This window comes from Streptomyces sp. NPDC048506 (assembly GCF_040651315.1).
Classification (GTDB): domain Bacteria; phylum Actinomycetota; class Actinomycetes; order Streptomycetales; family Streptomycetaceae; genus Streptomyces.
Genome location: NZ_JBEZIX010000001.1, coordinates 272,163 through 294,927, shown reverse-complemented (window position 1 = coordinate 294,927; position 22,765 = coordinate 272,163). Strand labels below are relative to the sequence as shown.

Sequence of the window (22,765 nt, the reverse complement as noted above, 5' to 3'; positions counted from 1 at the left end):
CGGTCGCGGAAGGGGGGCCGGTGCCCCGTCCTGCCGCGGTCTGGTGGTGATGGTGTTCACGACAGGGCCTCCGTTCCGGTGTGCTGCGGGTACCGCGCGGGTTTCGCTTCTTGGCAGGAGGGGTCGCTGTCGTGGCGGATGCGGCCGTCGAGGATCTCGATGCGGCGTGGCAGCGAGCGGGCGATGCTCTGGTCGTGGGTGATGACGGCGATCGTGGTGCCTTCGGCGTTGAGCTCGTGCAGCAGCCGGATCACCTCGGTGCCGGAGCGGGAGTCCAGTGCTCCGGTGGGCTCGTCGGCGAGCACGATGGCCGGGCGGGCCACCAGGGCACGGGCGATGGCCACGCGCTGGCGTTCGCCGCCGGACAGCTCGTGCGGCCGGTGGGTGAGCCGGTGTCCGAGCCCTACGCGTTCGAGTGCCTCGGTGGCGAGCCTGACGCGTTGCCGGCGCGGCATGCCGTGGTAGAGAAGCCCGGTGGCCACGTTCTCCGCCGCCGTGAGGTGTGAGGTGAGGAAGAACTGCTGGAAGACGAATCCGATCCACCGGCAGCGCATGGCCGAGAGTTGACGGTCTGTCAGTCGAGCGATGTCGTGGCCCATGACGCGTACCTGGCCGGTGGAGGGCCGGTCCAGGGTTCCCATGAGTTGCAGCATCGTGGACTTGCCGGATCCGGACGGGCCGACGACGGCCAGCAGCTCACCTGCCGAGACGCGCAAGGAGACCTCGCGCAGTGCATGCACGCCGCCGGGGTAGGACTTACCGACACCGTCGAGCTCGATGACGGCGGTCATTGCGACGGCACCTGCACCTTCATGCCTTCGTACAGGCCCGAGCCTGATACCTCCACCGTGTTGTCGGCGAACAGGCCGAGCTCGACAGCCACCAGGCGGGTGGCGCCGTCGGCCTCCACGACCCGGACCGCATAGGAGCCCTCGACGGTGGCGAGCAGTGCTGTCACCGGGACGGCCAGCACGCCCTTGTGCTCGGTGCTGGTGAACAACACCGTCACCGGTGCCTGGTCGAGCTTGCCCGCCTGCGTGGGCTTGTCGAGGGTGACCTGCACAGGGACGGTGGCCTTTTCGGTGCCGGAGCCGGGCTGCTGGTCGCCGCCCCCGCCAGGGGAGTTACCGGAGTTGTCGGGGGCAGTGGCGACGGTGCCGACATCGCTGACGTGGCCGGTCATTGTCGTGCCCCCGGGCACCTGGACCTGCACGGCCGCCCCCTTCTTGGCCAGGCTTGCCTTGTCGGCCTTCAGGTCGACCTTGACCACCCGGTCCGTCCCGGTGGCCTCCAGGACATTCCCCGAAGGGGAACCGCCGAGGACCCCGACGACTTTGGTCACTCGGAGCGCGGAGGGCTCCACCACCACGTCCCCGCGCCCGAACCGGCCGGTCTGTGTGACCCCCAGAGCCTTCTGCCAGCGTTTGACCGCCTCGGCCGTGGCGTCGGTGAAGTGCTTGTCGACAGTCAGGCCGGAACCGTAGCCGAGAGCTTTGAGATTCTGCTCCAGCTCCTTGACGTCCGCTCCGTCGGTGACGCCGGTCGTGAGCTGGCGCCAGAACGGCACGGAGCCGTACCAGAGCGTCACCGACGTGCCGTCGACGCCGTAGACCCGATGGCCGCGCTTGATCACCTGTCCCACCGTGGGCAGTGCGGTGAGCGTGCCGGAACCACCGGTGTCCTTGCCCCCGTCCAGCTGCGCGCCCCGGGTGCCGGCGGACGAGGAGGCGAAGGGGAGGGCCGAGGAAGCGGTGACGGTGTAGGAGCCGGCGAAGCCGAGCTTCCCGTCCGTCTTCTCCTGCTGCGCCAGGTCCGTCCTGGTGATCGCGACGGTTGCCGTCCCCGCCGTGCCGACTGTCGGTTTCGTGTCCGGGTGCCGAACCGTGAGGAGTGCCACCGCGCACGCCCCGCCGGCGACCACCGCACACCCAGCGATCAGCAGGCCCCGGGCCCGCCGGCGAGGACGCACCCTCCGCCCGGCCCCCTCGACACCAGGTGTCCCAGGGTCTGGTGCCGGCCGGTCGTCCACGCTCCGGTCCCCGGTCGCCGACACCGCGCCGGCGGCAGCCTCGCACTCCACCCGCATACTGTCCTTCTCCTGTCCAAGACTCACGGGGAAGTCACCGACGCCTTGGGGCTCATTTCCTTGAGACACGCCTTGAGCGCGCCCTGGGCCTTCTGCTCGTCTCCGGCCCCAATCGTCGGGGTCCCCTCATCAGGCCAGTCCAGGCCGTGCTTACGCATGCAGCGGGCAATCTTGAGGTTGCTGTCCTTCTGGGCCTGCGTCGTGCTTCCGCCCCCCATGTAGCGCTGGCACGCCTTCACGGCCGCATCGATCTTTTCCTTGCTGATGCCGGGACCGCCGATCTGGAGCCCACCGCCGCCGTCCGGGTCGGGCACATCCAGCCCCTGCTTACGCAGACACCGGGCCGCCTGGAGCATCGACTCCCTGGGGTCCTTGGCCGCCGCGGACGGGTTCGTCGAATTCGTGCGCTGCTTGCCGCCACCGAGGCTGTCCACCTTCGGACCGTCGTGCGCGCCGCCGCCGCAGCCGGACAGAGCCAACGCTGCCGCGATCACCACACCCGCACAGGCCAGCCCCGCGCGCGGCCTCCGCGGCCCCCGCGGTGGAGGACCACCGGGGCGGATCAGTTCTCCGATATTCACAATCTCGTACCCTTCTGTCCTGCGACGGTTTCCGGCCGACGGAGTCCAGAAGTACGCACCGCGGTGTTTCAGGGGCGTCTCAGATTTCTGTTACGCCCCTGAAATGCCGCACCAGATACCTTCTGCTGCTTGCGTGCACCCACCGCACCGCGGTCACGGGCGGACCGAGAAAGGAACGGCGATGCGTGTACTGGTTGCCGAAGACGAGCGGGTGCTTGCCGACCTGGTGGCCATGGGCCTGCGTCAGTACGCGATGGCGGTCGATGTCGCCTACGACGGCCACAGCGCCCAGGAACACCTCGCAGTCAACGACTACGACGTGCTCGTGCTGGACCGGGACCTGCCCGGCACCCACGGCGACCAGATATGCCGGGAACTCGCCCATGCGGGCGCCCGCACCCGCATCCTCATGCTCACCGCCGCCGGTTCGCTGACCGACCGGGTGACGGGGCTGCGTCTGGGAGCCGACGACTACCTGCCCAAACCGTTCGAGTACGAGGAACTGGTCGCCCGCGTCCAAGCGCTCGGCCGCCGCACCCAGCCCGCGCTGCCCCCGGTACTGGAACGAGACGGCATCGTCCTCGACACCGCGCACCGCCAGGCTCACCGGCACGGCCGCTACCTGCAACTGTCCCGCAAGGAGTTCGCCGTCCTGGACGTCCTCATGCGCGCCCGCGGCGCGACGGTCAGCGCCGAGGAACTGCTACAGCGCGCCTGGGACGAGAACGCCGACCCGTTCACCAACGCGGTCCGCGTCACCATCTCCAGGCTCCGCGCCAAACTCGGGGACCCCCCGGTGATCGAGACCCTGCCTGGCGTGGGCTACCGGATCTAGAAGGCGGAACCGATGCACCCTGCCAGACCGCACCACAAGACCAGCACCACCCGCCACCGGCTCGCACCGACCGTACGGGTCCGGCTGACGGCCCTGTACGGCGCGTTGCTCCTCCTGTCCGGAACACTGCTGCTCACCGTCGTCTACCTCGTCCTCGACGGCATCCCGGTGGTGGTTTCCGGCGGCACGGTTTCCGGCGGCACCGCGGCCGGCCCGAGGGCGCCGGACCAGTTCCCCGGCCCCGCCGGAGCCATTCCCCCGCCTCCCGACGCCGAGCTCGAACACATCGCCGCGCAGGCCAAGGCCGCCATGCTGAACCACCTCCTCACGGTCTCCGCGATCGCCCTCGCCCTCCTCGCCCTGCTCGCTGTGCTCCTCGGCTGGTGGATGGCCGGCCACGTCCTGCGCCCAGTGCACCGCATCACCACCACCGCCCGACGGCTGTCCTGGCAGAACCTGCACGAACGGATCGCCCTGGCCGGCCCCCGCGACGAATTCAAGGAACTGGCGGACACCTTCGACGACCTCCTCGCACGGTTGCAGAGCGCCTTCGACAGCCAGCGACGCTTTATCGCCAACGCCTCCCACGAGCTGCGCACACCACTGACCATCCAGCGCGCCGCCATCCAGATCGCCCTGACCGACGCCTCCGCCTCTCCCCAGAAGCTGGCGACGGTCCGGGAACAACTCCTGGATGCCAACCGCCGCGCCGAACGGCTCATCGACGGGCTGCTGCTCCTCGCGCAGAGCGACCGGGGACCACTGGAGCGTGTACCGGTCGCACTGGAGAACAAGACCGCCGAGGCGGCCGACCTGTACGCGTCCATCGCACAGGCCGCCGACGTCACGATCAACACCGACCTGCACCCGGTCACCGTTCTCGGCGACCCCGTGCTGCTCACCCACCTCATAGCGAACCTGGTACAGAACGCGATCCGCCACAATCACCGCGGCGGCAGCGTCGACATCCACCTCTCCGCCACCGCCGGACTGATCATCCGCAACACCGGCCCCCACGTACCCCCACAGGCGCTGCCCGATCTGTTCGAGCCGTTCCACAGACTCGGCACCGCCCGCACCGGCTCCGCCCAAGGCGCCGGACTCGGCCTGTCCATCGTCTCCTCCATCGCGCAGGCACACAGCGGTTCAGTAACCGCCCACCCGAATCCCGGCGGCGGCCTGAAGATCTGCATCTCGCTTCCCCATCTCACCGACGCACCCCTCGCAGCCGGCACCCGGACCACCTCAGGAGCATCCTGAATCCATCGGGAGCACCCTCGATCAAGGGGGACTCCGATGAACGCGGTGAGTTCGGTGGCCGCTGGGGCATCGAGGCGTTCTCCCATACCCGCTGGGTGACCGTTGCCACTCGGTCCGCCGACTACCCGTTCTGAGTCCCGGCGAGGGCGTGCCGTTCGGCGCGACCCTGGCAGGTCGGTCCGAACGGCACGGCCGGTCAGGGCTCGTCGGCCCTGTTGGGGGCGTTACGGCTTGTGGATGAGCTTGCCGACGGCGTTGGCCTCCATCAGCTGGTTGCTGGCCAGGTAGGGCCTGGAGTCGATGCCCTGACCCGCATAGATACCTGTCCGCGCTGGGCAGGATCTTGTCCGAACCTCATTCGGGACGAAGAGGTCGTGGCCGTCACCTGGTGGCCGCGACGGGAGTTCCCGGACTGCCGCGAGGAGTTCGGGCTCCTCCGGCAGATGAGTGCGCGTACGGGGTCCGGTACTTCGCGGCACGTCCGGGGTCCGGCGCTTCGCGGCGCGCCCTATGGTGCGACGAACTCCGTTGCGCCGTCCCGGCCGTTCAGCAGCGCGGCGAACGCCTCGGTGGCCGCGGTGGGATCCGTGCCCCGCCAGGCGATGACGTGGTCCGGCCGGATGAGCAGGGACTGTTCGGCGGGCAGGAAGTCCACGTCGAGGCGGTGCACGGCGAGGTGGACGGACCCAGACCGCCCGGGCACGGGTTGCGGGGTCCGGTTGCCGGTCACCAGGGCCCAGCCGGGTCCGGCGAGGTCGATCGTGGACCGGGTGCGGGCCGGGTCGAGCCAGCGGTGCGGAATGCGGGTGCCGACCCGGCCGACGGGGTTGAACTCGGTGAGCGGTTCGGGGTCGTCGGTCGCCGCCGGGTCGTTGCAGAGGGCTCCCTCGGTGTACTGGAACCCGCCTGCGGCCAGGACGAAGGGGTGGGCGAGTGTGGGATCGGAGGCCGACGCCAGATCACGGAGGCTCAGGGTGCGGCGGCACGACTGGTCGGCCGTGAACCATCCGGCCGGACGGCGTTCCGCGTCGTAGCTGTCCAGGAGCGCCGGTGCCGCGTGGCCGCGGAGGACCGCGGCGAGTTTCCAGCCCAGGTTGTGTGCGTCGGCGATTCCGGTATTGGCGCCGCTGGCGGCGAACGGCGGCATGACGTGGGCGGCGTCACCGGCCAGATGGACGCGGCCGAGGGTGTAGCGATCGGCGACGAGCATCTCGGCCTGCCAGGGCAGGACGCTGCGGACTTCGAGGTCCGGGGCCGGAACGCCGAGGACCGTGCGGAGCACCGCGGGCCAGTCCCGGTCGGTGGCGTTGCCGTTGCCGTTGCCCATGAACACCCAGCGGCGACGGCCGTCGACCGATGCCAGTGCGCCGGGTGCGTCGGGGTGCTCGATCTGGCAGAGGTTGAACTCCCGGCCGCGTACGACCTCGCCGAGGTCGGCGTGGAAGTAGACGTTCACGCTCGGATCGCCTATGGCTCCGTGGCCCGAGCGGCCGATGCCCAGTGCTCGGCGTACGGGGCTGCGAGCACCGTCGGCGGCGACCAGGTAACGGGCCCGCAGTTGTGAGCGGTCCCCGTCGCGGCGGTCGAGGAGTTCGGCGACCACCTCGTCGTCCTGCTGCTCGAAGGCGACGAGTTCGGTGTCGAAGCGCACCGTGGCCCCGGCGTCGACCGCGGCCTCGCGCAGCACCGGCTCCAGCACGTCCTGGGCGATCAGGCAGGGGTCCTCCGGGCTGATGTCGACCACGGGCCCGCCCGCGCCCGAGGGTTGCCACGACGGGAGCTGCTCGGCCTCGGCGAGCGTCCTTCCGGCGGCCATGCGGTCGTGACCTGCGAGATCACGTGCCGCGTGCTGGACCAGGCCGGCCAGTCCGAGCTCACGGAAGATCTCCATGCTGCGTATGTGGAAGCGGCGGGCCTTGGGCTGTGGCGAGGTGGTCGACCGCTTCTCCACCACCGTTACCGCCACCCCGTGATGGCGCAGCACCAACGCGGCGGTGAGTCCCACCAGTCCGCCGCCCACCACGAGTACTTCAGAAGTCGGTGTACGTTGTCCACTCATGGTGGACAACGTACACCACCGTTACAGTGAATCCACCATGACTCCTTCCGAACGCCGGCCCGTCACCGGTGGGCTGGTGTGGTTCGACGAGCCCAAGCCCCCTCGCGCCACCGAGCAGCTCAGCCGCGAACGCGTGGTGACCGCCGCGGTGGAACTCGCCGACGACCAGATGCCCGACGAGATCACCATGCGGGCACTCGCCGCGCGGCTGGGCGTACGCAGCCCGATGGCCCTCTACCGCTACGTCGGCAGCAAGGACGGCCTGGTCGACCTCATGACCGACCAGGTCTACGGCCAGATCACCGTGCCGCGCGGACAGGGCTGGCGGGACGCACTACAGGGCATGGGCCGCACCGGCTGGGACGTGGTGCAGCGCCACCCCTGGTTCGCGCGCCTCGCCTTCAGCCGTCCCCCCTTGGGGCCCAACGCCCTCCGCCTCTACGACACGGCGCTCGCCGAACTCGAACCCCTCGGCCTCGACGCGGCAACGCGCATGGGGTTCATCAAGACCGTGCTCGGTCACGTCCTGGGCTCCGGACTCGCACTGCTGGAGGAGCACACCATGCGGGCCCGCGTCGGACTCCACTCCGACAGCGACCTGGCAGCGGCCGTGGCCCCCTACCTCGCACGCATCGCGGCCGAGGGCAGGCACCCCCACTTCATCGCCTGGGCCAACGACCCCCAGCGCCTCACCCCCGAACCGCAGTCCTTCGAGCAGGTCCTGGAGTGGCTCCTCGACGGGCTTGCCACCCTGGTCCCGCCGGAGGGCCGACCCCCGACCTGAGGGCACCACCCGGGACCACCTTCTTCAGCACCACCTTCTTTCCCGCCGGGAAAGAAGGTGGTATTTTCCCTGTAGGAAAGTACCCGATGGCCGGATGACCAGGGACCCCCATGACCTCTTACGACGCCCAGACCGCGCTCGACGCCATACGCCACCGCCAGGAGCAGACGCGTGACGAGTACGTGCGCCACGCCTCCTCCGGCGCCTACGGGCTCGTCGCGGCGCTGGCCATATTCGCCATGATGTCGTCCGGTGATCTGCCACGCCCCTGGAGCCTCTTCGCCTGGCTGGTGGGCGGCAGCTTGATCGCGGGTGGAATGGTTGTGCAGTACCGTCGGGCCCGAGTGCGCAGGAAGCCCTCCGGTGCGGCAACGCTGTTCACCCTGTGGCTGGGGGCAGTCGTTATCGTGGTCCTCACCGCGGCAACGATCGCCGCCCGCCTGCTCGAACTGCCGCTCCCCTCCGTGACCGCCGCGGCCGTCACCGCCCTGGCGACGCTGGTGGCCACGTATGCGAGCCGCCCGATCGTCAGGAAGATCGCCAAGAAGGACGACCTGCGCTGATGGACCCGGACTTCGACGAATTCCTGCATGTTCAGGCCCGGTTGTCGATCGTCGCGCTGCTGGCTCCGGCCGACTGGGTGGAGTTCGGCTTCGTGCGGGACGCCGTCGGCACCAGCGACTCGGCCCTGTCCAAACAGGTCGCGGCGCTGGCAGACGCCGGCTATGTGGAGGTGCGCAAGACGCGGAACCGCACGGGACGCCACACCCACCTCCGGCTCACCGCACACGGACGGCAGGCGTTCCAGCGGCACGCCTCGGCCCTGGAGCGGATCGTGGCGGCGGCGCGCGGGCCACAGGTGTGACCGACCGGGGCCCGGCGACGGGCCGCCCACGCCGGTTGTGTATCGGGTGGGTATCAGGGAGCGCTTGGTTGCCCATCGAATCGGTGCGCCCGGCCCTGGCGCAGGGAGGCCCACGGGGCGGTGGAACGCCCTCGACTCGGCAGCTGCCCGAGCCGTTTCGTCCGGTCTGACCTGGGCGTTCGCGGAGGGGACAGGCTGCGGGGGGCGGCGATGCGGTTCCGTTGTGCGACGCGGTTGCCGTGCCCGGTGGCTGCCCTATCGTTCCTTTCAGGTCGCCGGTTGCGCGTGGGTGCACACGGGACCTGCGCCGCACGACCGTCCGAACAGGAGTGATCCGCCCGTGTCCTCGTCCACCCCGGCTCCGGCCGCTCCGCGGCCCGTTCGCGTGCTGCTGGTGGAGGACGACGATCTGATGCGCCAGTCCTTCGCCGTCGCTCTGGAGCGCTACGGCTACCGGGTGGCGGCCGCCGCCGACGGGCTGACGGGGCTTGAGCTCTTTCGCGACGAGGGCTTCGACCTGCTGATCCTGGACGTGATGCTGCCCGGTCTGGACGGGATCGGCCTGTGCCGCAGGGTTCGGGAGACCAGCCTGGTGCCCGTTCTGATGATGTCCGCCCGCGGCGACGGGCTCGATGTCGTCGCCGGTCTGGAGGCCGGGGCGGACGACTACGTGGTCAAACCCGTGGACACCTACGTGCTCGTGGCGCGCATCCGTTCGCTGCTGCGGCGGGCGACCTACGCGCCCGTCCCGGGACCCGAGCGGGCCGCGGGCGACGGGCCGTCACCGGCCGAGGGGGAGTCCCTGTCCTTCGGGGACCTGACCATCGACACCGGCGGTATGGAGGTGTTCGTCGCCGGGCACCCGGTGGCGCTGACCCCGACCGAGCTGAAGCTGCTGCTGGAGTTCGCCGCCCACCCGGGCATCGTGCTGGAGCGGCACACGCTGCTGCGCAACGTCTGGGAGTACGGCTGGGACGGCGACAGCCGGGTCGTGGACCTGTGTGTGCAGCGGCTGCGCCGGAAGCTGGGCCGGGACCGGATCGAGACGGTCCGCGGCTTCGGCTACAAGCTCAGGCGCTGAGGCCGGTGCGCCCGTTCCAGCGGCTGCGGCCGGCCCGCATGCCCCTGCGCTGGAAGATCGCCGCACTGGCCGCGGCCACCGCCTGTCTGGTCGCGGTGGCGGTGGGCGTGCTGGTGCACGTGTGGACCGCGCAGGACATCCGGAGCCGGGCCGCGGCACAGGCGTTCAACAGGCTGTACTCGGCCATGGACGCCTACCGGCGCACCGGAACGCTCACCGACGGTGCGGAGCTCGATCCGGCCGGGCTGCCCGCCGACCTGCGGCACCCGGCCGACGGCGCACGGCACACGGCCTACGACGGGCGTGTCGAGGGGAACGTGGGCCCGAGCGCCTGGGCCGCCCAGCGGGTCGACGGCCCGGGCAGCCGGGTGCTGGCGCTTCAGGTCAACATGAGCTCGGAGCTGTACACGCTGCGACGGCTCGACATGAGCATGGCGGTGGCCTCGCTGGTCGCGCTCGCGGCGGCGGTGCCCCTGGCCGTCTACGGGGCCGGGCTGCTCGGCCGCCGACTGCGGCGGGTCTCCGAGACCGCGGGGCGGATCTCCGCCGGTGACCTCGACGCCCGGACCGGGCCCACCAAGGGCAGCGACGAGGTGGCCGACATCGCCGCCACCGTCGACCTCATGGCCGACAGCCTCGGCCGGCGGCTGCGCACCGAGCGCCGGTTCACCGCGGACGTGGCCCACGAGCTGCGCACCCCCGTCGGCGGTCTGCTGGCCGCCGCCGATCTGCTGCCGCCGGGTGAGACGGAGGACATGCTCCGGGCCCGGGTGCGCGATCTGCGCGGCCTGGTCGAGGACCTGCTGGAGATCTCCCGGCTCGACGCCGGCGCCGAACGGCCGGTCCACGCCCGGGTCCCGCTCGGGGCGGTCGTCCGCGAGGCCGTGGCGCGCACCGGCCTCGACACCGAGGTCACCGTCGCCGGCGCACCGCACGGAGCGGACGCGCAGCCCGTCCAGACCGCGCGCCCCGTGGAGACCGTGGAGACCGACCCGCGCCGCCTCGAACGGATCGTCAGCAACCTCGTCGTCAACGCCCACCGGCACGGGGACGTCCCGGTCCGGGTCACGGTCGACGGCCATACCGTCGTCGTACGCGACCACGGCCCCGGCTTCCCCGCGGACCTGCTGCGCGACGGCCCGCGCCGCTTCCACACGGGCGCGAAGGAGCGCGGCACCGGCCACGGCCTCGGCCTGACCATCGCCCTGGGCCAGGCCGGGCTCCTCGGCGCCGAGCTGCGCCTGCACAACGCCCCGGACGGCGGCGCCGTCGCCACCCTGCGCCTGCCGCACTGACCGCCGCCCCTACAGAACCGGTACGCAACGGAGCAGACGCCGATACACGGCGGCCGAGGTCCCGATACGTACCTCGGACACCTTTCGCAGTGCACCCTTCCGCACCCCGAAGACCGCACCCCGAAGAGGAGTCCCCGTGACCGCCGCCCCCCTCGACACCTTCGCGCAGTACCCGCCGACCGGGATCGCGGCCGCCACCACCGACCTGTCGAAGGTCTACGGCAGCGGCGACACCCGCGTCGTCGCCCTGGACCGGGTCAGCATCGCCTTCCCGGAGGGCGAGTTCACCGCGATCATGGGCCCCTCCGGCTGCGGCAAGTCCACCCTGATGCACTGCGCCGCCGGGCTCGACGCGTTCGACTCCGGCTCCGTCCGCATCGGCACCACCGAACTGGGCACGCTCGACGACCGGCAGCTCACCGCGCTGCGCCGCGACCGGATCGGCTTCGTCTTCCAGGCGTTCAACCTGCTGCCGACGCTGACCGCGCTGGAGAACATCACACTGCCGCTGACCGTCGCCGGGCGCCGGCCCGACCGGCAGTGGCTGGACCGTGTGGTCTCCATGGTCGGCCTCTCCCGGCGCCTCGACCACCGGCCCGGCCAGCTGTCCGGCGGGCAGCAGCAGCGCGTGGCGGTGGCCCGCGCCCTGGTCTCCCGCCCCGCGATCGTCTTCGGCGACGAGCCCACCGGCAACCTCGACTCCCGCGCCGGGGGCGAGGTCCTCGGCTTCCTGCGCGACTCGGTGCGCGAACTGGGCCAGACCGTGGTCATGGTCACCCACGATCCGGTCGCCGCCGGCTACGCCGACCGCGTCGTCTTCCTCGCCGACGGCCGCCTGGTGGACGAGATGGCCCGTCCCACCCCGGACCGGGTCCTGGACGTGATGAAGACCTTCGACGCCCGCGCACACACCGGCTGACCCGCCGTCACCCCCGCACCGAGCCGACCGACCGCTCGCGTCCCGGGCCCCGCTCACCTGCGTCGCACCGCCCCGTACCCCCACGTCCCGGAAAGCCACCCATGCTGAGAACAGCCCTGCGCAACGTCCTCGCGCACAAGGCCCGTCTGGTCATGACCGTCCTCGCGGTCTGCCTGGGGGTCGCGTTCGTGTGCGGCACCCTTGTCTTCGCGGACTCCTCCGCCGCGGCCTACCGCGCCGCCGCGTCGAAGAACTTCGCGGACATCGCGGTCACCGTGACCGCGAAGGCTCCCCCGCCGGGTGCCGCCGCGGACCACCGCACCAGCGTGCTCGACGACGCACTCGCCAGGAAGCTGGCCGGCGTGCCCGGTGTCGCCGCCGTGCACCCGTCGGCCGACGGCTCGGCCACCCTGAACGCGGCGGACGGCACTCCGCTGCGGGCCGGCAAGGCGTGGGCGAACCTGGCCGCCGCCTACGTACCGGGCAGGGACGGCAAGGACACCCGCCATCCGCTGGTCGAGGGCCGCGCCCCGCGGAACGGCGGTGAACTCGCCGTGGACAGCGGCACCGCCGCCGCCGGCCGGTTCCGCATCGGCGACACGATCACGCTGGCCACCGACGGCCCGGTCATGACCGAGCGACTCGTCGGCATCGTCACCACCGACGACACCCGGGTGACCGCCGGCGGCACCCTCGCCCTGTTCGACAAGGCCACCGCCCAGCGGCTGTTCGCGTCCCCCGGCCACTACACCGGGATCGACCTGTCCGCCGAGCCCGGCACCGACCAGGTCGAACTCGCCGGCCGGGTCACCGCCCGGCTCCCGGCCGACCGGGCCGAGGCCGTCAGCGGCGCCGCCCAGGCCGCCCAGCAGGCCACCTACGTCGACACCCTGACCCGCGGCTACACCAAGCTGCCGCTGGTCTTCGCCGGGGTCTCGCTGTTCATCGGCTCGTTCCTCGTCGTCAACACCTTCACCATGCTCATCACCCGGCGCACCCGTGAGATCGCGCTGCTGCGGGCGATCGGCGCCTCGCGCCGCCAGGTGGTCCGCTCCGTCCTGCTGGAGGCCCTCCTGCTCGGCCTCGGCGCGTCGGCCGCCGGCTTCCTGCTCGGCCTCGGCATCGCCGCGGTGCTGCCCGACGTCCTGAGCACCGGCCAGGACACGCTGCCCAACGGTCCCCTGGTGATCGGCCCCCGCCCGGTCGTGGCGGCGCTCGGCGTGGGCGTGGGCGTCACCGTGCTCGCCGCGTGGCTGCCGTCCCGCCGGGCGGCGAAGGTCGCGCCCATCGAGGCGCTGCGCTCGGCCGAAGCGCCGCCGTCCGCCACCCGGTCCCGGATCCGGGCCGGGGTGGGGCTGGTCCTCCTCGTCCTCGGCGCCGGTCTGCTGGTGTCGCTCACCGGGGCGAAGGACGCCTCGGTAGCGAACCTGCAAAGCGCGATGCTCGGTTGCGCCGCCCTCGCCGTCGCCATGATCGTGCTGGCGCCGCTGCTCGCCGCTCCCGTGATCCGACTGACCGGACGCCTGACCGACCGCTTCGGGATCACCGGCCGGCTCGCCCGGGAGAACGCGCTGCGCGACCCGCGGCGCACCGCGGCCACCGCCTCGGCCCTGATGATCAGCACGGCGCTGGTCGCCGGGCTCGCCGTCATCGGGAACTCCACCGGGCAGGCCCTCGACCGCCAGGCCGCGGCCGGCCTCGGCGCCGACTACGTCATCAGCACCCGCACCACCACGACCGGCATCGGCCCGGACGCCGTACGGCGGGTGGCCGACGCCTCCGGGGTGCGGACCGCCGCCGCCGTCGCGGACTCCTCCCTGTTCGTCGGCGGCGGTGTCCGGCAGATCTCCGGTATCGACCCCGACACCGCGAACGCCACCATGAAGCTCGACTTCGTCAGCGGCTCCCTCGCGGACCTCGGACCGGGCCGGATCGCCGTCTCCAGCACCCTCGCCCGGGAACACGGCGTGCGCGCGGGCGCCCGGCTCAACGCCCGCATGGGTTATGGCCAGGGCTTCACGCGGTACACCGTGGTCGGCGTCTACAAGGACAACCCCATCGCCCGGGACGCGCTGGGCGCCCGCGGTGAGGTGCAGCGGCACGGCTTCACGCCCGGCTCCGTCCAGCGGGTCCTCGTCCGCACCGACGGCGGCGCGCTCTCGAAGGCCACCGAGGACCGGCTGCGCACCGCCGTGGGCAACAACCCGCTGCTGACGGTCCAGGACCGGGAGGCGCTCGTCCACGAGGCCGCCGGCGCCCTCGGCAACCTGCTGACCCTGATGTACGGGCTGCTCGCCATCGGCGCCGTGATCGCCTCGCTCGGCATCGTGAACACCTTGGCCATGTCGGTCTCGGAACGCACCCGCGAGATCGGCGTGCTGCGCGCCGTCGGCATGGACCGCGCCGGCGTCCGGCGGATGATCCGTCTGGAGTCGGTGACCGTCGCCGCGTTCGGCACCCTGTTGGGCCTGACGGGCGGGCTGTTCGGCGCCTGGGCGGTCGGCGCGCTGGCCAACGGCGCGCTGGAGCAGTACTCCCTGGTGCTGCCCTGGGGGACGCTGCTCCTCGTGTGCCTGGTGTCCCTCGCCATCGGCGCGCTGGCGGCCGCCGTCCCGGCCCGCCGGGCAGCCGCCCTGAGCCCGCTGGAAGCCGTCGCGGAGATCTGACGGACGGCACCGGTGGAGACTGACGCACGACACCGGTCGGAACGACGCCGCGCCATTCGCCACCGGTCCCTCCCCTCGTGGGGACCGGTGTCGAATGGCGCGGGCGGGTTCGATCCGCGCCCCCCGTACCGGCGCGGATCCAGAGAAGAGCCGGACCCGTGGTCGACGCGGCAGCTGTGGTGCCGGCTCTACGGACTCCCCGCTCATGGACCGGGGTCGTCACCGCCGGCTCGCGAGTCCGGCGGCAGGTGACCGAGAACATGCGTCATGGGAGTTGTCCCTCCGAGCGCTGAGCTGGTGACCTGTCCGGGTGATTACCCGATGGCTGCGCCGCTGGGTCGTGATCCTGCCAGCCGCGGATCCGGGCGAGCAGGTTCCGCCCTCGGGCCGACGGCGTAACCGCAGGTCAACCAGCTAAGGTGAGTTTTCCGGTCCGGACGTCCAGATGCGGGGGAAGTAAGGGGTAGAGACCTTGAGTTCCGACTCAGGGGCACGCACGGCCCTCGCCGAACGCCTCGCGCTGTTGTACAAGGAGGCCGGTAACCCGCCTCTCAAGAAGGTGGCCGAGGCGGTCGTCCGACTCCAGCGGGTCGACGAACGAGGGCGGCCCGTACGGGTGTCCGTGCAGCGGATCAGCGACTGGCGACGGGCCAAGAACGTGCCCGCGCAGTTCGCCGCCCTCGCAGCCGTGCTGCACGTCCTGATCCCCCAGGCACGGCGCGTGCGGCCCACACCGGTGTCCACGGGCCTGTACGACCTGGCCCAGTGGCAGCGCCTGTGGGAGCGCGCGGTGGCCGACCCGGTCGGCGACCGCACCGCATCCGCGGAAGTGGAGGAACGTCCGCCGGTAGAGGCCCCGGCCGTCCCCGGTGTGTGCCCGTACCGCGGGCTGGCCTCGTACCGTCAGCAGGACGCCCGGTGGTTCTTCGGTCGGGAGCGGAGCACGGGCGCCCTCGTCGCCCAGCTCCGCGCCGCGGAGGAGACGGGTGGCCTGGTCATGCTGGTGGGCGCCTCCGGGGCGGGAAAGTCCTCCCTGCTGAACGCCGGTCTGGTGCCCGCCCTGCGGAACGGCGCGCCGGGCGACGGGAGCGGGCAGCGGCGGGAAGTACTGCAACTCGTGCCGGGCGGCGACCCCCTCGCGGAGCTGACGCGCCGGATCCCCGACCTGGCACCCGTCGTCCCCGGCGCGGACGCAACGGCGGCGCCGGAACCCGGTACCGCGCCGTTCGCCCGGGCGGTGCGGGAGGCCGTCACGGCGTGGGCGCGACGCGTGACGCCGCCGTCCGCCGGCCGTCCGGTCGTGATCGTGGACCAGTTCGAGGAGGCGTTCACCCTCTGCTCCGACGAGGCGACCAGACGCACCCTCATCCAACTCCTGCACGCCCTCCCCCAAGCTCTCGACTTCGCTCGAACAGGGGGGACCCCCACCCGCCGCCGACCCGGCCCCGGTGCTCGTCATCATCGGCATACGCGCCGACTTCTACGAACACTGCCTCGTGCACCCCGAACTGGCCGACGCGCTGCAACACCGGCACATGGTGCTCGGGCCGCTGACCGCCACGGAGCTGCGCGAAGCGGTGGCCGGGCCGGCCAAGGCCGTGGGTCTGGAACTCGAACCGGGTCTGGCGGAGCTGATCGTCCGGGAAGTGAGCGCCGACGGCCCCGGCGGGGCGCACGACGCGGGCGTACTGCCGCTCCTCTCGCACGCTCTGCTCGCCACCTGGCAACGGCGGAAGGCGGGCCGGCTGACGCTGGCCGGCTACCGCGCGGCCGGCGGCATCCAGGGCGCGGTGGCGGCGACCGCCGAGCGGGCCTGGTCCGGCCTCGACCCGACGGCACGCACGGCCGCGCGACTGCTCCTCCTGCGGCTGGTGCGGCTGGGCGAGGACACCCAGGCCACCCGTAGGCGGGGGAAGCGGCGCCAACTGGCGGACGAGTCGACGGACCCGGGCAAGACGGAGGAGTCGCTCGAAGCGCTGGTGCACGCCCGTCTGGTGACGCTCGACGCGGACGCGGTGGAGATCACCCATGAAGCGCTGCTCCATGCGTGGCCGCGGCTGCGCGACTGGATCGACGAGGACCGGAACGACAACCTGCTGCGCCAGCGGCTGGAGGAGGACGGCAGGGCCTGGGAGGGCTCGAACCGCGACGCGTCACTGCTCTACCGGGGTTCCCGTCTGGAACAGGCCCGCGTCTGGGCGCAGTCGGCCGGTGACACCTTCCTGACCCGCAGCGCGGTGGAGTTCCTGGCCGCTTCGGTTCGGCTGCGCAAGCGCACGGTCCTGATCAGCCGCGGTGCGGTGGCGGCTCTGGTCGTCATGGCGATGCTGGCCATCGGTTCGGCGGTGCTCGCCTGGCAGCAGCGGGACGACACCGTCTTCGAGCAGGTGCTCGCCGAAGCCGATCGCGCCCAGTACACCGATCCGTCCCTGTCGGCGCAGCTCGACATGGTGGCGCACCGCCTGCGGCCCGACGACGAGGGCACCAACAACCGGTTGATCTCGATCGTGAACGCGCCGCTGGCCACGCCGCTGCTGGGCCACACCGGCGCCGTCTACCTCACCTCGTTCAGCCCGAACGGCCGCGTCCTGGCCACCGCCGGCTACGACCGGACCGTCCGTCTGTGGGACGTGGCGGACCCGACGCGCCCCAAGCCCCTGGGCAAGCCCCTCACCGGCCATACGAGCTGGGTGAGCACCGCCGTCTTCAGCCCGGACGGGCACACCCTCGCCAGCGCTTCGGACGACGGCACGATCCGGCTGTGGGACGTGCGGGACCCCGGCCGTCCGCAGCTGCTCGGTGCGCCCCTGACCGGCCATGACGGCACGATCTACCTGCTCGCCTTCAGCCCGGACGGACACACGCTGGCCTCCGCCGACGAGAAGCGGACCGTCCGCCTGTGGGACGTCGGCGACCCGCGCCGGCCGAAGCCGCGCGGGGTGTTGACCGGTCACACCGCCGCCGTGCGCTGCGTGGCGTTCACCCCCGACGGACGGACGCTGGCGGCCGGGAGCGACGACGACACGATCCGGCTGTGGGACATGACCGACCGACGTCGTCCGACGCCGATCGACACGGTGCTGACCGGCCACACGGGCACGGTGCACTCCGTGGCCTTCAGCCCGGACGGCCGCACTCTCGCCAGCGGCAGCTCGGACAACACCGTCCGGCTCTGGGACACCACCGACCCACGTCGTGCGGCACCGCTCGGCGCACCGCTCACCGGCCACACCGGCCCCCTGTGGTCCGTGGCGTTCAGCCCCGACGGAAACATGCTCGCCGCCGGCAGCGCGGACAGCACCGCGAGCCTGTGGAACGTCAGTGATCCGGCCTACCCGTCGCAGGTCGGCGAGCCCCTCGCGGGCAGCAGCGGTGAGATGTACGCCGTGGGCTTCAGCCCGGACGGGCGAACCCTCGCCACCGGGAGCGGCGACAGCAAGGTCCGGCTGTGGTCGATCCCTACGTCGAACATGGTCGGCCGGAGCGGAGCGTTCCGCCCGGACGGGCGGGTGCTCGCCACGGCCGCACGCGACGGCAGGGTCCGGCTGTGGAACGTGAAGGCCCCCGACCGGCCCGTTGCGCTGAACACACCGTTCATGCCCGGGGACGGTGGCCAGCGTTCGCTGGTGTTCTCCCCCGACGGCCGCACACTCGCGGTACTGACGGGGAACCAGGCGGTGCGTCTGTGGAACGTGACCGACCCGGCGCGACCGGTCTCCTACGGGCGGCCCCTCACCCTGCGGACGCGGTTCATGGGCCCCAACGCGCTGGCGTACAGCCCCGACGGGCGCACTCTGGCCACCGCCTACGACGACCGCACCCTCCAGTTGTGGAACGTCAGCGACCCCTCCCGCGTCACCCCGCTCGGCAAACCGCTCACCGGCCACAAGGGCTACATCGAATCCCTGGTCTTCAGCCCGGACGGACGCACTCTCGCCAGCGGCAGCGCGGACGCCACGATCCGGCTCTGGAACACGGCCGACCCACGTCGTCCCGCCCTGCTCGGCGCACCCCTCAGGGGACACCTGGGGCCCGTCAACGCGCTCGCCTACAGTCCGGACGGCCACACGTTGGCCAGCGGCAGCGACGACGACACCGTCCGGCTCTGGAACACCACCGACCCCCGCACGGCGACCCGGCTGGGCTCCGCTCTCACCGGCCACACCGAAGCGGTGGTGTCGCTGACGTTCAGCAAGGACGGCCGCACCCTGGCGAGCGGCGGCAACGACAACACGGTCCGGTTCTGGAACGTCACGCACCCGTCCGGGGCCACGCCCATCGGTCAATCGACGAGCCCCAACGCCAAGACGGGCAACTTCCTGTCGTTCAGCCCGAAGAGCCACATGCTCGGAGTATCGACCGGCGGCGGCACCGTCCGGCTGTGGAGCCTCGATGCCGACAAGGCAATTCGTCGCATCTGCTCGACCACGCGGGGCGTTCTGACGCCGGAGAAATGGCACGAGTATCTGCCCCATCTCTCGTACGAGCCTCCATGCGACGAGTAACGGGCCCGGCCCTCTGCCAGCGGCATGCGTGCGTCCCGGTAGACCACTTTGGGTGAGTCTGATCACAACTCCGCGGCGCAATTCCACAGTTGACTCCCATTGCACCGCCAGCCTTGCTAGGCTTGGCCACAGCCCGATCGCTGGTGCATCCCCCGTCGCCAGCGATCGGGCGTTTTCGTGCGGCGGGCCGGTGATCCCCGTCGAGGAACACCACGGAAATACCCCTCGGCAATTAGTCGAATATTCAATGAATTCGGATGCGGATTCTTTCTCCGGCCGCGCACTCCGTACGGCATGCCGCCTTCCACCCCTCTTGCGGACTCGTAAGCTGAGCGCGCCGGTCAGCCGGCCGGCCAGGGCATCGATGCCGTTCACCGTTCCCCTGGAAAGGTGGTGAGTGCCGTGCGACGGCGCATCATCATCGTCACCGCCGTACACGCGCCGTCGGCGCACTACCTGCCGGACGCCCACGCCTCCCTCTGCCGGCAGGAACTCCCCGAGGGGTGGGAGTGGCACTGGGTCGTCCAGGAGGACGGCAAGGGCGACGAGGTCGCTCCGCACGTACCCGAGGACGCGCGGGTGACGTTCCGTCAGGGGCGCTCCGGCGGCCCCGGCGTCGCCCGCACCATCGCCCTCGCCCATGCGGACGGCGAGTACGTCAAGGTCCTGGACGCCGACGACCAGTTACCGCCCGGGGCGCTCGCCCGCGACCTGGCCGCCCTCGAAGCCGACCGGAGCATCGGCTGGGCGACGTCCCGCGCCCTCGACCTGCTGCCCGACGGCTCCACCGCCGGCTTCCCCGGCGACCCCGAGCCGGGGCCGGTCGAGCGCGGCGCCGTGCTCGACTTCTGGAAGGCGAACGGTTTCCGCGCACAGGTCCACCCGGCAACCCTGTTCGTCCGCCGCGACCTGCTGCTCTCCCTCGGTGGATGGATGGCCCTCCCGGCGTCCGAGGACACCGGCCTGCTCCTGGCGCTGAACGCGACCAGCCGTGGCTGGATCTCCCCCGAGGTGGGCCTCCTCTACCGCAAGTGGCCCGGCCAGGCCACCGGCCAGGCCGCCCACGTCGACACCGCCGAGCGCGACGCCCGCATGGCGGTGGTGGAGGCCAGGGCGCGCCAGCTCGCGCACTTCAACTGGCGCTATCCGGCCGGGGATTGAGCGACGCCACCGATGGGCCGGCGCGGCACGCCGCTCTGGTGTGTTCGGGCCCGACGTGTCACCCTGCGCGGCACCCGGCGCTCGGTCCTGGCGGGCCCGGTGCCGGGGCACGCCGCGGGCATCCGTCTGCCGGCGGCACCGTCGCTCTGACAGAGAAGGAGACGGCATTGAGCGAGACCCATGAAGGCGAGCGGCAGGGCGCCTCGCCGGGCGCCGACACCGTGGTCCGGGAAACGTCGGGTGCGAGCACCGAGGAGGCGCTCCGGAGGGTGCACGCCGCCCGGGCGCGGAGTGCGGCCGGGCGCACCACGGCGGCCTGCCGGTACGCCGGCTTCGCGGCGGATCCGGCGGTCGTGGTCGCCGTCCCGCGAGAGGCGGCCGCCAAGGCCGCCAACGCCGTCCGGTTGTCCTCGGACGCCGTCGCCGCGCTGGCCGGGAGTGCCCCGGATCCGGCAGCGGACGGCCGGCAGGCCAGGAACGCCGCTGCCGCCGCCGTACTGGCCGCCCAGATCGCGCAGTCGCACGGCGGCGGCGAGCCGTCCGACGCCGCGTACCGGGCTGCGCTCACGGCGTCCCAGGCCGCGGGGAAGGCCGCCGGCCGGGACGGTCTGGGCCGGAACGCGACATTGAACGCCGAGGCGGACGCCGCGGAGGCCGCCGCCGTCGTCGCGGCCGAGGCCGCCGGCTGGATGTAGCGGGCCCCGGGACCCGTCCGGCACCGGCCCGCGCCGGGGCGCGGCGCCGGACGGGAGCAGCCCCGCTCCGAGGGCCAGCCCGGTCGGAGGGTCAGCCCCGGTCGGAGGGTCAGCCCCGGTCGAAGGGGAGGTCCAGCATCCGGATGGCGTTGCCGCGGAGGAGCTTGTACGTCACGTCCTCGGGCAGGCCCGCGACGTGCTCGGCCGCCACCTGCCTGGTGTGCGGCCAGGTCGAGTCGACGTGGGGGTAGTCGGTCTCGAACGTCGCGTTGTCCACCCCCACCGTCTCGATCGCCTCGATGCCGTGCTTGTCGCGGAAGAAGCAGCAGAAGATCTGCCGGTAGTAGTACGACGAGGGCGGCTCGGGGACCAGGTCCTTCACCCCGCCCCACGCCCGGTGCTCCTCCCAGACGTCGTCCGCCCGCTCCAGCGCGTACGGGATCCACCCCATCTGGCCCTCGCTGTAGGCGAGCTTCAGCCGCGGGAACTTCACCAGGACGCCGCTGAAGAGGAAGTCCATCATCGAGGCCATCGCGTTGTTGAAGCTCAGCGACGCCTGGACCGCGGGCGGCGCGTCCGGCGAGGCGGCCGGCATCTGCGACGACGAGCCGATGTGCATGTTCACCACCGTCCCGGTGTCCTCGCACGCGGCGAAGAACGGGTCCCAGTACCCGGAGTGGATGGACGGCAGCCCCAGGTACGTGGGGATCTCGCTGAAGGTCACCGCGCGTACCCCGCGCGCGGCATTGCGCCGGATCTCGGCGACGGCCAGGTCGATGTCCCACAGCGGGATCAGGCACAGCGGGATCAGCCGGCCGCCGCTGTCCCCGCACCACTCCTCCACCATCCAGTCGTTGTACGCCCGGACGCAGGCAAGCCCGACCTCCTTGTCCTCGGCCTCGGCGAAGGTCTGCCCGCAGAAGCGCGGGAACGTCGGGAAGCAGAGCGACGCCTCGACGTGGTTGACGTCCATGTCCGCCAGCCGGGCCTTGGGGTCCCAGCACCCGCGGCGCATCTGCTCCCGGGTGATCCCGTCCAGCGTCATCTCGTCCCGGGAGAAGCCCACGGCGGCGATGATGCGCTTGTACGGGAACAACAGCCCCTCGTACTCCCACCAGTCCGTGATCTGACCTTCCGGGTCCGTGGTGAACCGGTACTTCCCGCCGACGTACTCCAGCTCGCCGATGCCGGCGGTCAGGGGCTTGGGCCCCTTGTCGCGGTACTTCTTCGGCAGCCAGGTCTCGAAGAGGTGCGCGGGCTCGATCACGTGATCGTCCACGCTGATGACCTTGGGCAGTTCCGCGGTGCCGCTCTCCCTGCTGATCACGCTGTACCCCCAACTTCCCGCCGGTGAACCACTCGGAGCGCAAATCTGACGCTCCATCAGTTTCGAGGCTATGGGCTCACCCCTGCGACGGCAAGGCGCGTCCGGGAACTCCACCCCTTGCGGCGCGTCGCGAAGTCCGCTGAACTGACGGTCCGTCAGCTCACTGCGGAACGAGAGACGAGGGCAGCATGCAGACGATCTGGCTCAGCGGCGCCGAATGGTTCGCCGTCCTCCGCATCGGCCTCGGGCTGTGGTGGCTGGAGAGCTGGCGCCACAAGGACAAGAAGACCTGGTTCGCCGGCGGCGGCATCACCTGGGCGGCCGGTATCGCGGCCGAACACCGCTGGCCCCTGGTCCGCAAGGGCTTCGAGCGCTTCGTACAGCCCCACCCCCGGCTCATGGCGTACCTCGTCGCCTACGCCGAACTCGCCCTCGGACTCGGCCTGATCGTGGGCTTCCTGACGCCGATAGCGCTGGTCGCCGGTGCGCTGCTCAACCTGATCTACCTCGTGCTGATGATCCACGAATGGGCGGAGCAGGGGCAGAACCTGATGATGGGGCTGGTCTCGATCACCGGTCTGTTCGCCGTGAGTTGGCAGACCTGGTCGATCGACGGGGCCTGGGGGCTCTTCGGGTAGCCGGCCGC

General features: G+C 71.7%; 17 protein-coding genes and 1 pseudogene. 13 read left to right on the top strand and 5 right to left on the bottom strand.

Annotation, left to right across the window (positions count from 1 at the left end):
- Window positions 1-56 precede the first annotated feature (56 nt).
- From AB0C96_RS01270 to AB0C96_RS01260, 3 genes are all read right to left on the bottom strand, one after another.
- Window positions 57-791, bottom strand: a complete 735-nt coding sequence (locus AB0C96_RS01270) for an ABC transporter ATP-binding protein (protein WP_362912380.1) — start codon at window positions 789-791, stop codon at window positions 57-59.
- Window positions 788-1,897: a peptidoglycan-binding domain-containing protein gene (locus AB0C96_RS01265; RefSeq protein ID WP_362912378.1), complete on the bottom strand. Its 1,110-nt coding sequence runs from the start codon at window positions 1,895-1,897 to the stop codon at window positions 788-790. Before AB0C96_RS01265 ends, AB0C96_RS01270 begins: the two co-directional genes overlap by 4 nt.
- Window positions 1,898-2,109: 212 nt before the next feature.
- Window positions 2,110-2,583 carry a hypothetical protein gene (locus tag AB0C96_RS01260; protein WP_362912376.1) on the bottom strand — a complete coding sequence of 158 codons (474 nt, stop codon included), beginning with the start codon at window positions 2,581-2,583 and terminating at the stop codon, window positions 2,110-2,112.
- 265 nt (window positions 2,584-2,848) lie between these two features.
- Between AB0C96_RS01260 and AB0C96_RS01255 the strand changes: the two genes are divergently transcribed.
- Entirely contained in the window at window positions 2,849-3,502 is a 654-nt protein-coding gene (locus tag AB0C96_RS01255) for a response regulator transcription factor (protein WP_362912374.1), read from the top strand.
- Between the two features lie 12 nt (window positions 3,503-3,514).
- Complete coding sequence (locus AB0C96_RS01250) at window positions 3,515-4,762, top strand: ATP-binding protein (RefSeq protein WP_362912372.1); 1,248 nt, start codon at window positions 3,515-3,517, stop codon at window positions 4,760-4,762.
- 508 nt (window positions 4,763-5,270) lie between these two features.
- On the opposite strand, the gene AB0C96_RS01245 is transcribed toward AB0C96_RS01250, so the two are convergent.
- Window positions 5,271-6,821, bottom strand: coding sequence for an FAD-dependent monooxygenase (locus tag AB0C96_RS01245; protein ID WP_362912370.1), 1,551 nt, complete (start codon window positions 6,819-6,821; stop codon window positions 5,271-5,273).
- A 37-nt stretch (window positions 6,822-6,858) separates the two neighbouring features.
- Here AB0C96_RS01245 and AB0C96_RS01240 point away from each other — a divergent pair, with 37 nt between their 5' ends.
- From AB0C96_RS01240 to AB0C96_RS01195, 10 genes and pseudogenes are all read left to right on the top strand, one after another.
- Entirely contained in the window at window positions 6,859-7,605 is a 747-nt protein-coding gene (locus tag AB0C96_RS01240; RefSeq protein WP_362912368.1) for a TetR/AcrR family transcriptional regulator, read from the top strand.
- Window positions 7,606-7,715: 110 nt separating this feature from the next.
- The gene (locus AB0C96_RS01235; protein ID WP_362912366.1) at window positions 7,716-8,168 is read left to right on the top strand and encodes a hypothetical protein; all 453 of its coding nucleotides are present in this window, start codon (window positions 7,716-7,718) and stop codon (window positions 8,166-8,168) included.
- Entirely contained in the window at window positions 8,168-8,470 is a 303-nt protein-coding gene (locus AB0C96_RS01230; protein ID WP_362912364.1) for a transcriptional regulator, read from the top strand. The genes AB0C96_RS01235 and AB0C96_RS01230 overlap by 1 nt, the downstream gene beginning before the upstream one ends.
- Before the next feature lie 340 nt (window positions 8,471-8,810).
- Window positions 8,811-9,551, top strand: coding sequence for a two-component system response regulator CseB (gene cseB / locus AB0C96_RS01225; protein ID WP_362912362.1), 741 nt, complete (start codon window positions 8,811-8,813; stop codon window positions 9,549-9,551).
- 38 nt (window positions 9,552-9,589) lie between these two features.
- Complete coding sequence (locus AB0C96_RS01220; protein ID WP_362912449.1) at window positions 9,590-10,846, top strand: HAMP domain-containing sensor histidine kinase; 1,257 nt, start codon at window positions 9,590-9,592, stop codon at window positions 10,844-10,846.
- A gap of 136 nt (window positions 10,847-10,982) precedes the next feature.
- Window positions 10,983-11,765 carry an ABC transporter ATP-binding protein gene (locus tag AB0C96_RS01215; RefSeq protein ID WP_362912360.1) on the top strand — a complete coding sequence of 261 codons (783 nt, stop codon included), beginning with the start codon at window positions 10,983-10,985 and terminating at the stop codon, window positions 11,763-11,765.
- Window positions 11,766-11,866: 101 nt separating this feature from the next.
- Window positions 11,867-14,431 (top strand): FtsX-like permease family protein, encoded by a 2,565-nt coding sequence (locus AB0C96_RS01210; RefSeq protein WP_362912359.1) that lies wholly within the window; start codon window positions 11,867-11,869, stop codon window positions 14,429-14,431.
- A gap of 472 nt (window positions 14,432-14,903) precedes the next feature.
- Window positions 14,904-18,936, top strand: a pseudogene (locus AB0C96_RS01205) (AAA family ATPase).
- 402 nt (window positions 18,937-19,338) lie between these two features.
- Window positions 19,339-20,097, top strand: coding sequence for a glycosyltransferase family 2 protein (locus AB0C96_RS01200; protein ID WP_362912357.1), 759 nt, complete (start codon window positions 19,339-19,341; stop codon window positions 20,095-20,097).
- Between the two features lie 167 nt (window positions 20,098-20,264).
- Window positions 20,265-20,792: a hypothetical protein gene (locus tag AB0C96_RS01195; RefSeq protein WP_362912355.1), complete on the top strand. Its 528-nt coding sequence runs from the start codon at window positions 20,265-20,267 to the stop codon at window positions 20,790-20,792.
- Window positions 20,793-20,901: 109 nt separating this feature from the next.
- On the opposite strand, the gene AB0C96_RS01190 is transcribed toward AB0C96_RS01195, so the two are convergent.
- Entirely contained in the window at window positions 20,902-22,119 is a 1,218-nt protein-coding gene (locus tag AB0C96_RS01190; RefSeq protein WP_362912353.1) for an amidohydrolase family protein, read from the bottom strand.
- Between the two features lie 188 nt (window positions 22,120-22,307).
- Between AB0C96_RS01190 and AB0C96_RS01185 the strand changes: the two genes are divergently transcribed.
- Window positions 22,308-22,757, top strand: coding sequence for a DoxX family protein (locus AB0C96_RS01185; protein WP_362912351.1), 450 nt, complete (start codon window positions 22,308-22,310; stop codon window positions 22,755-22,757).
- Window positions 22,758-22,765: the final 8 nt, after the last annotated feature.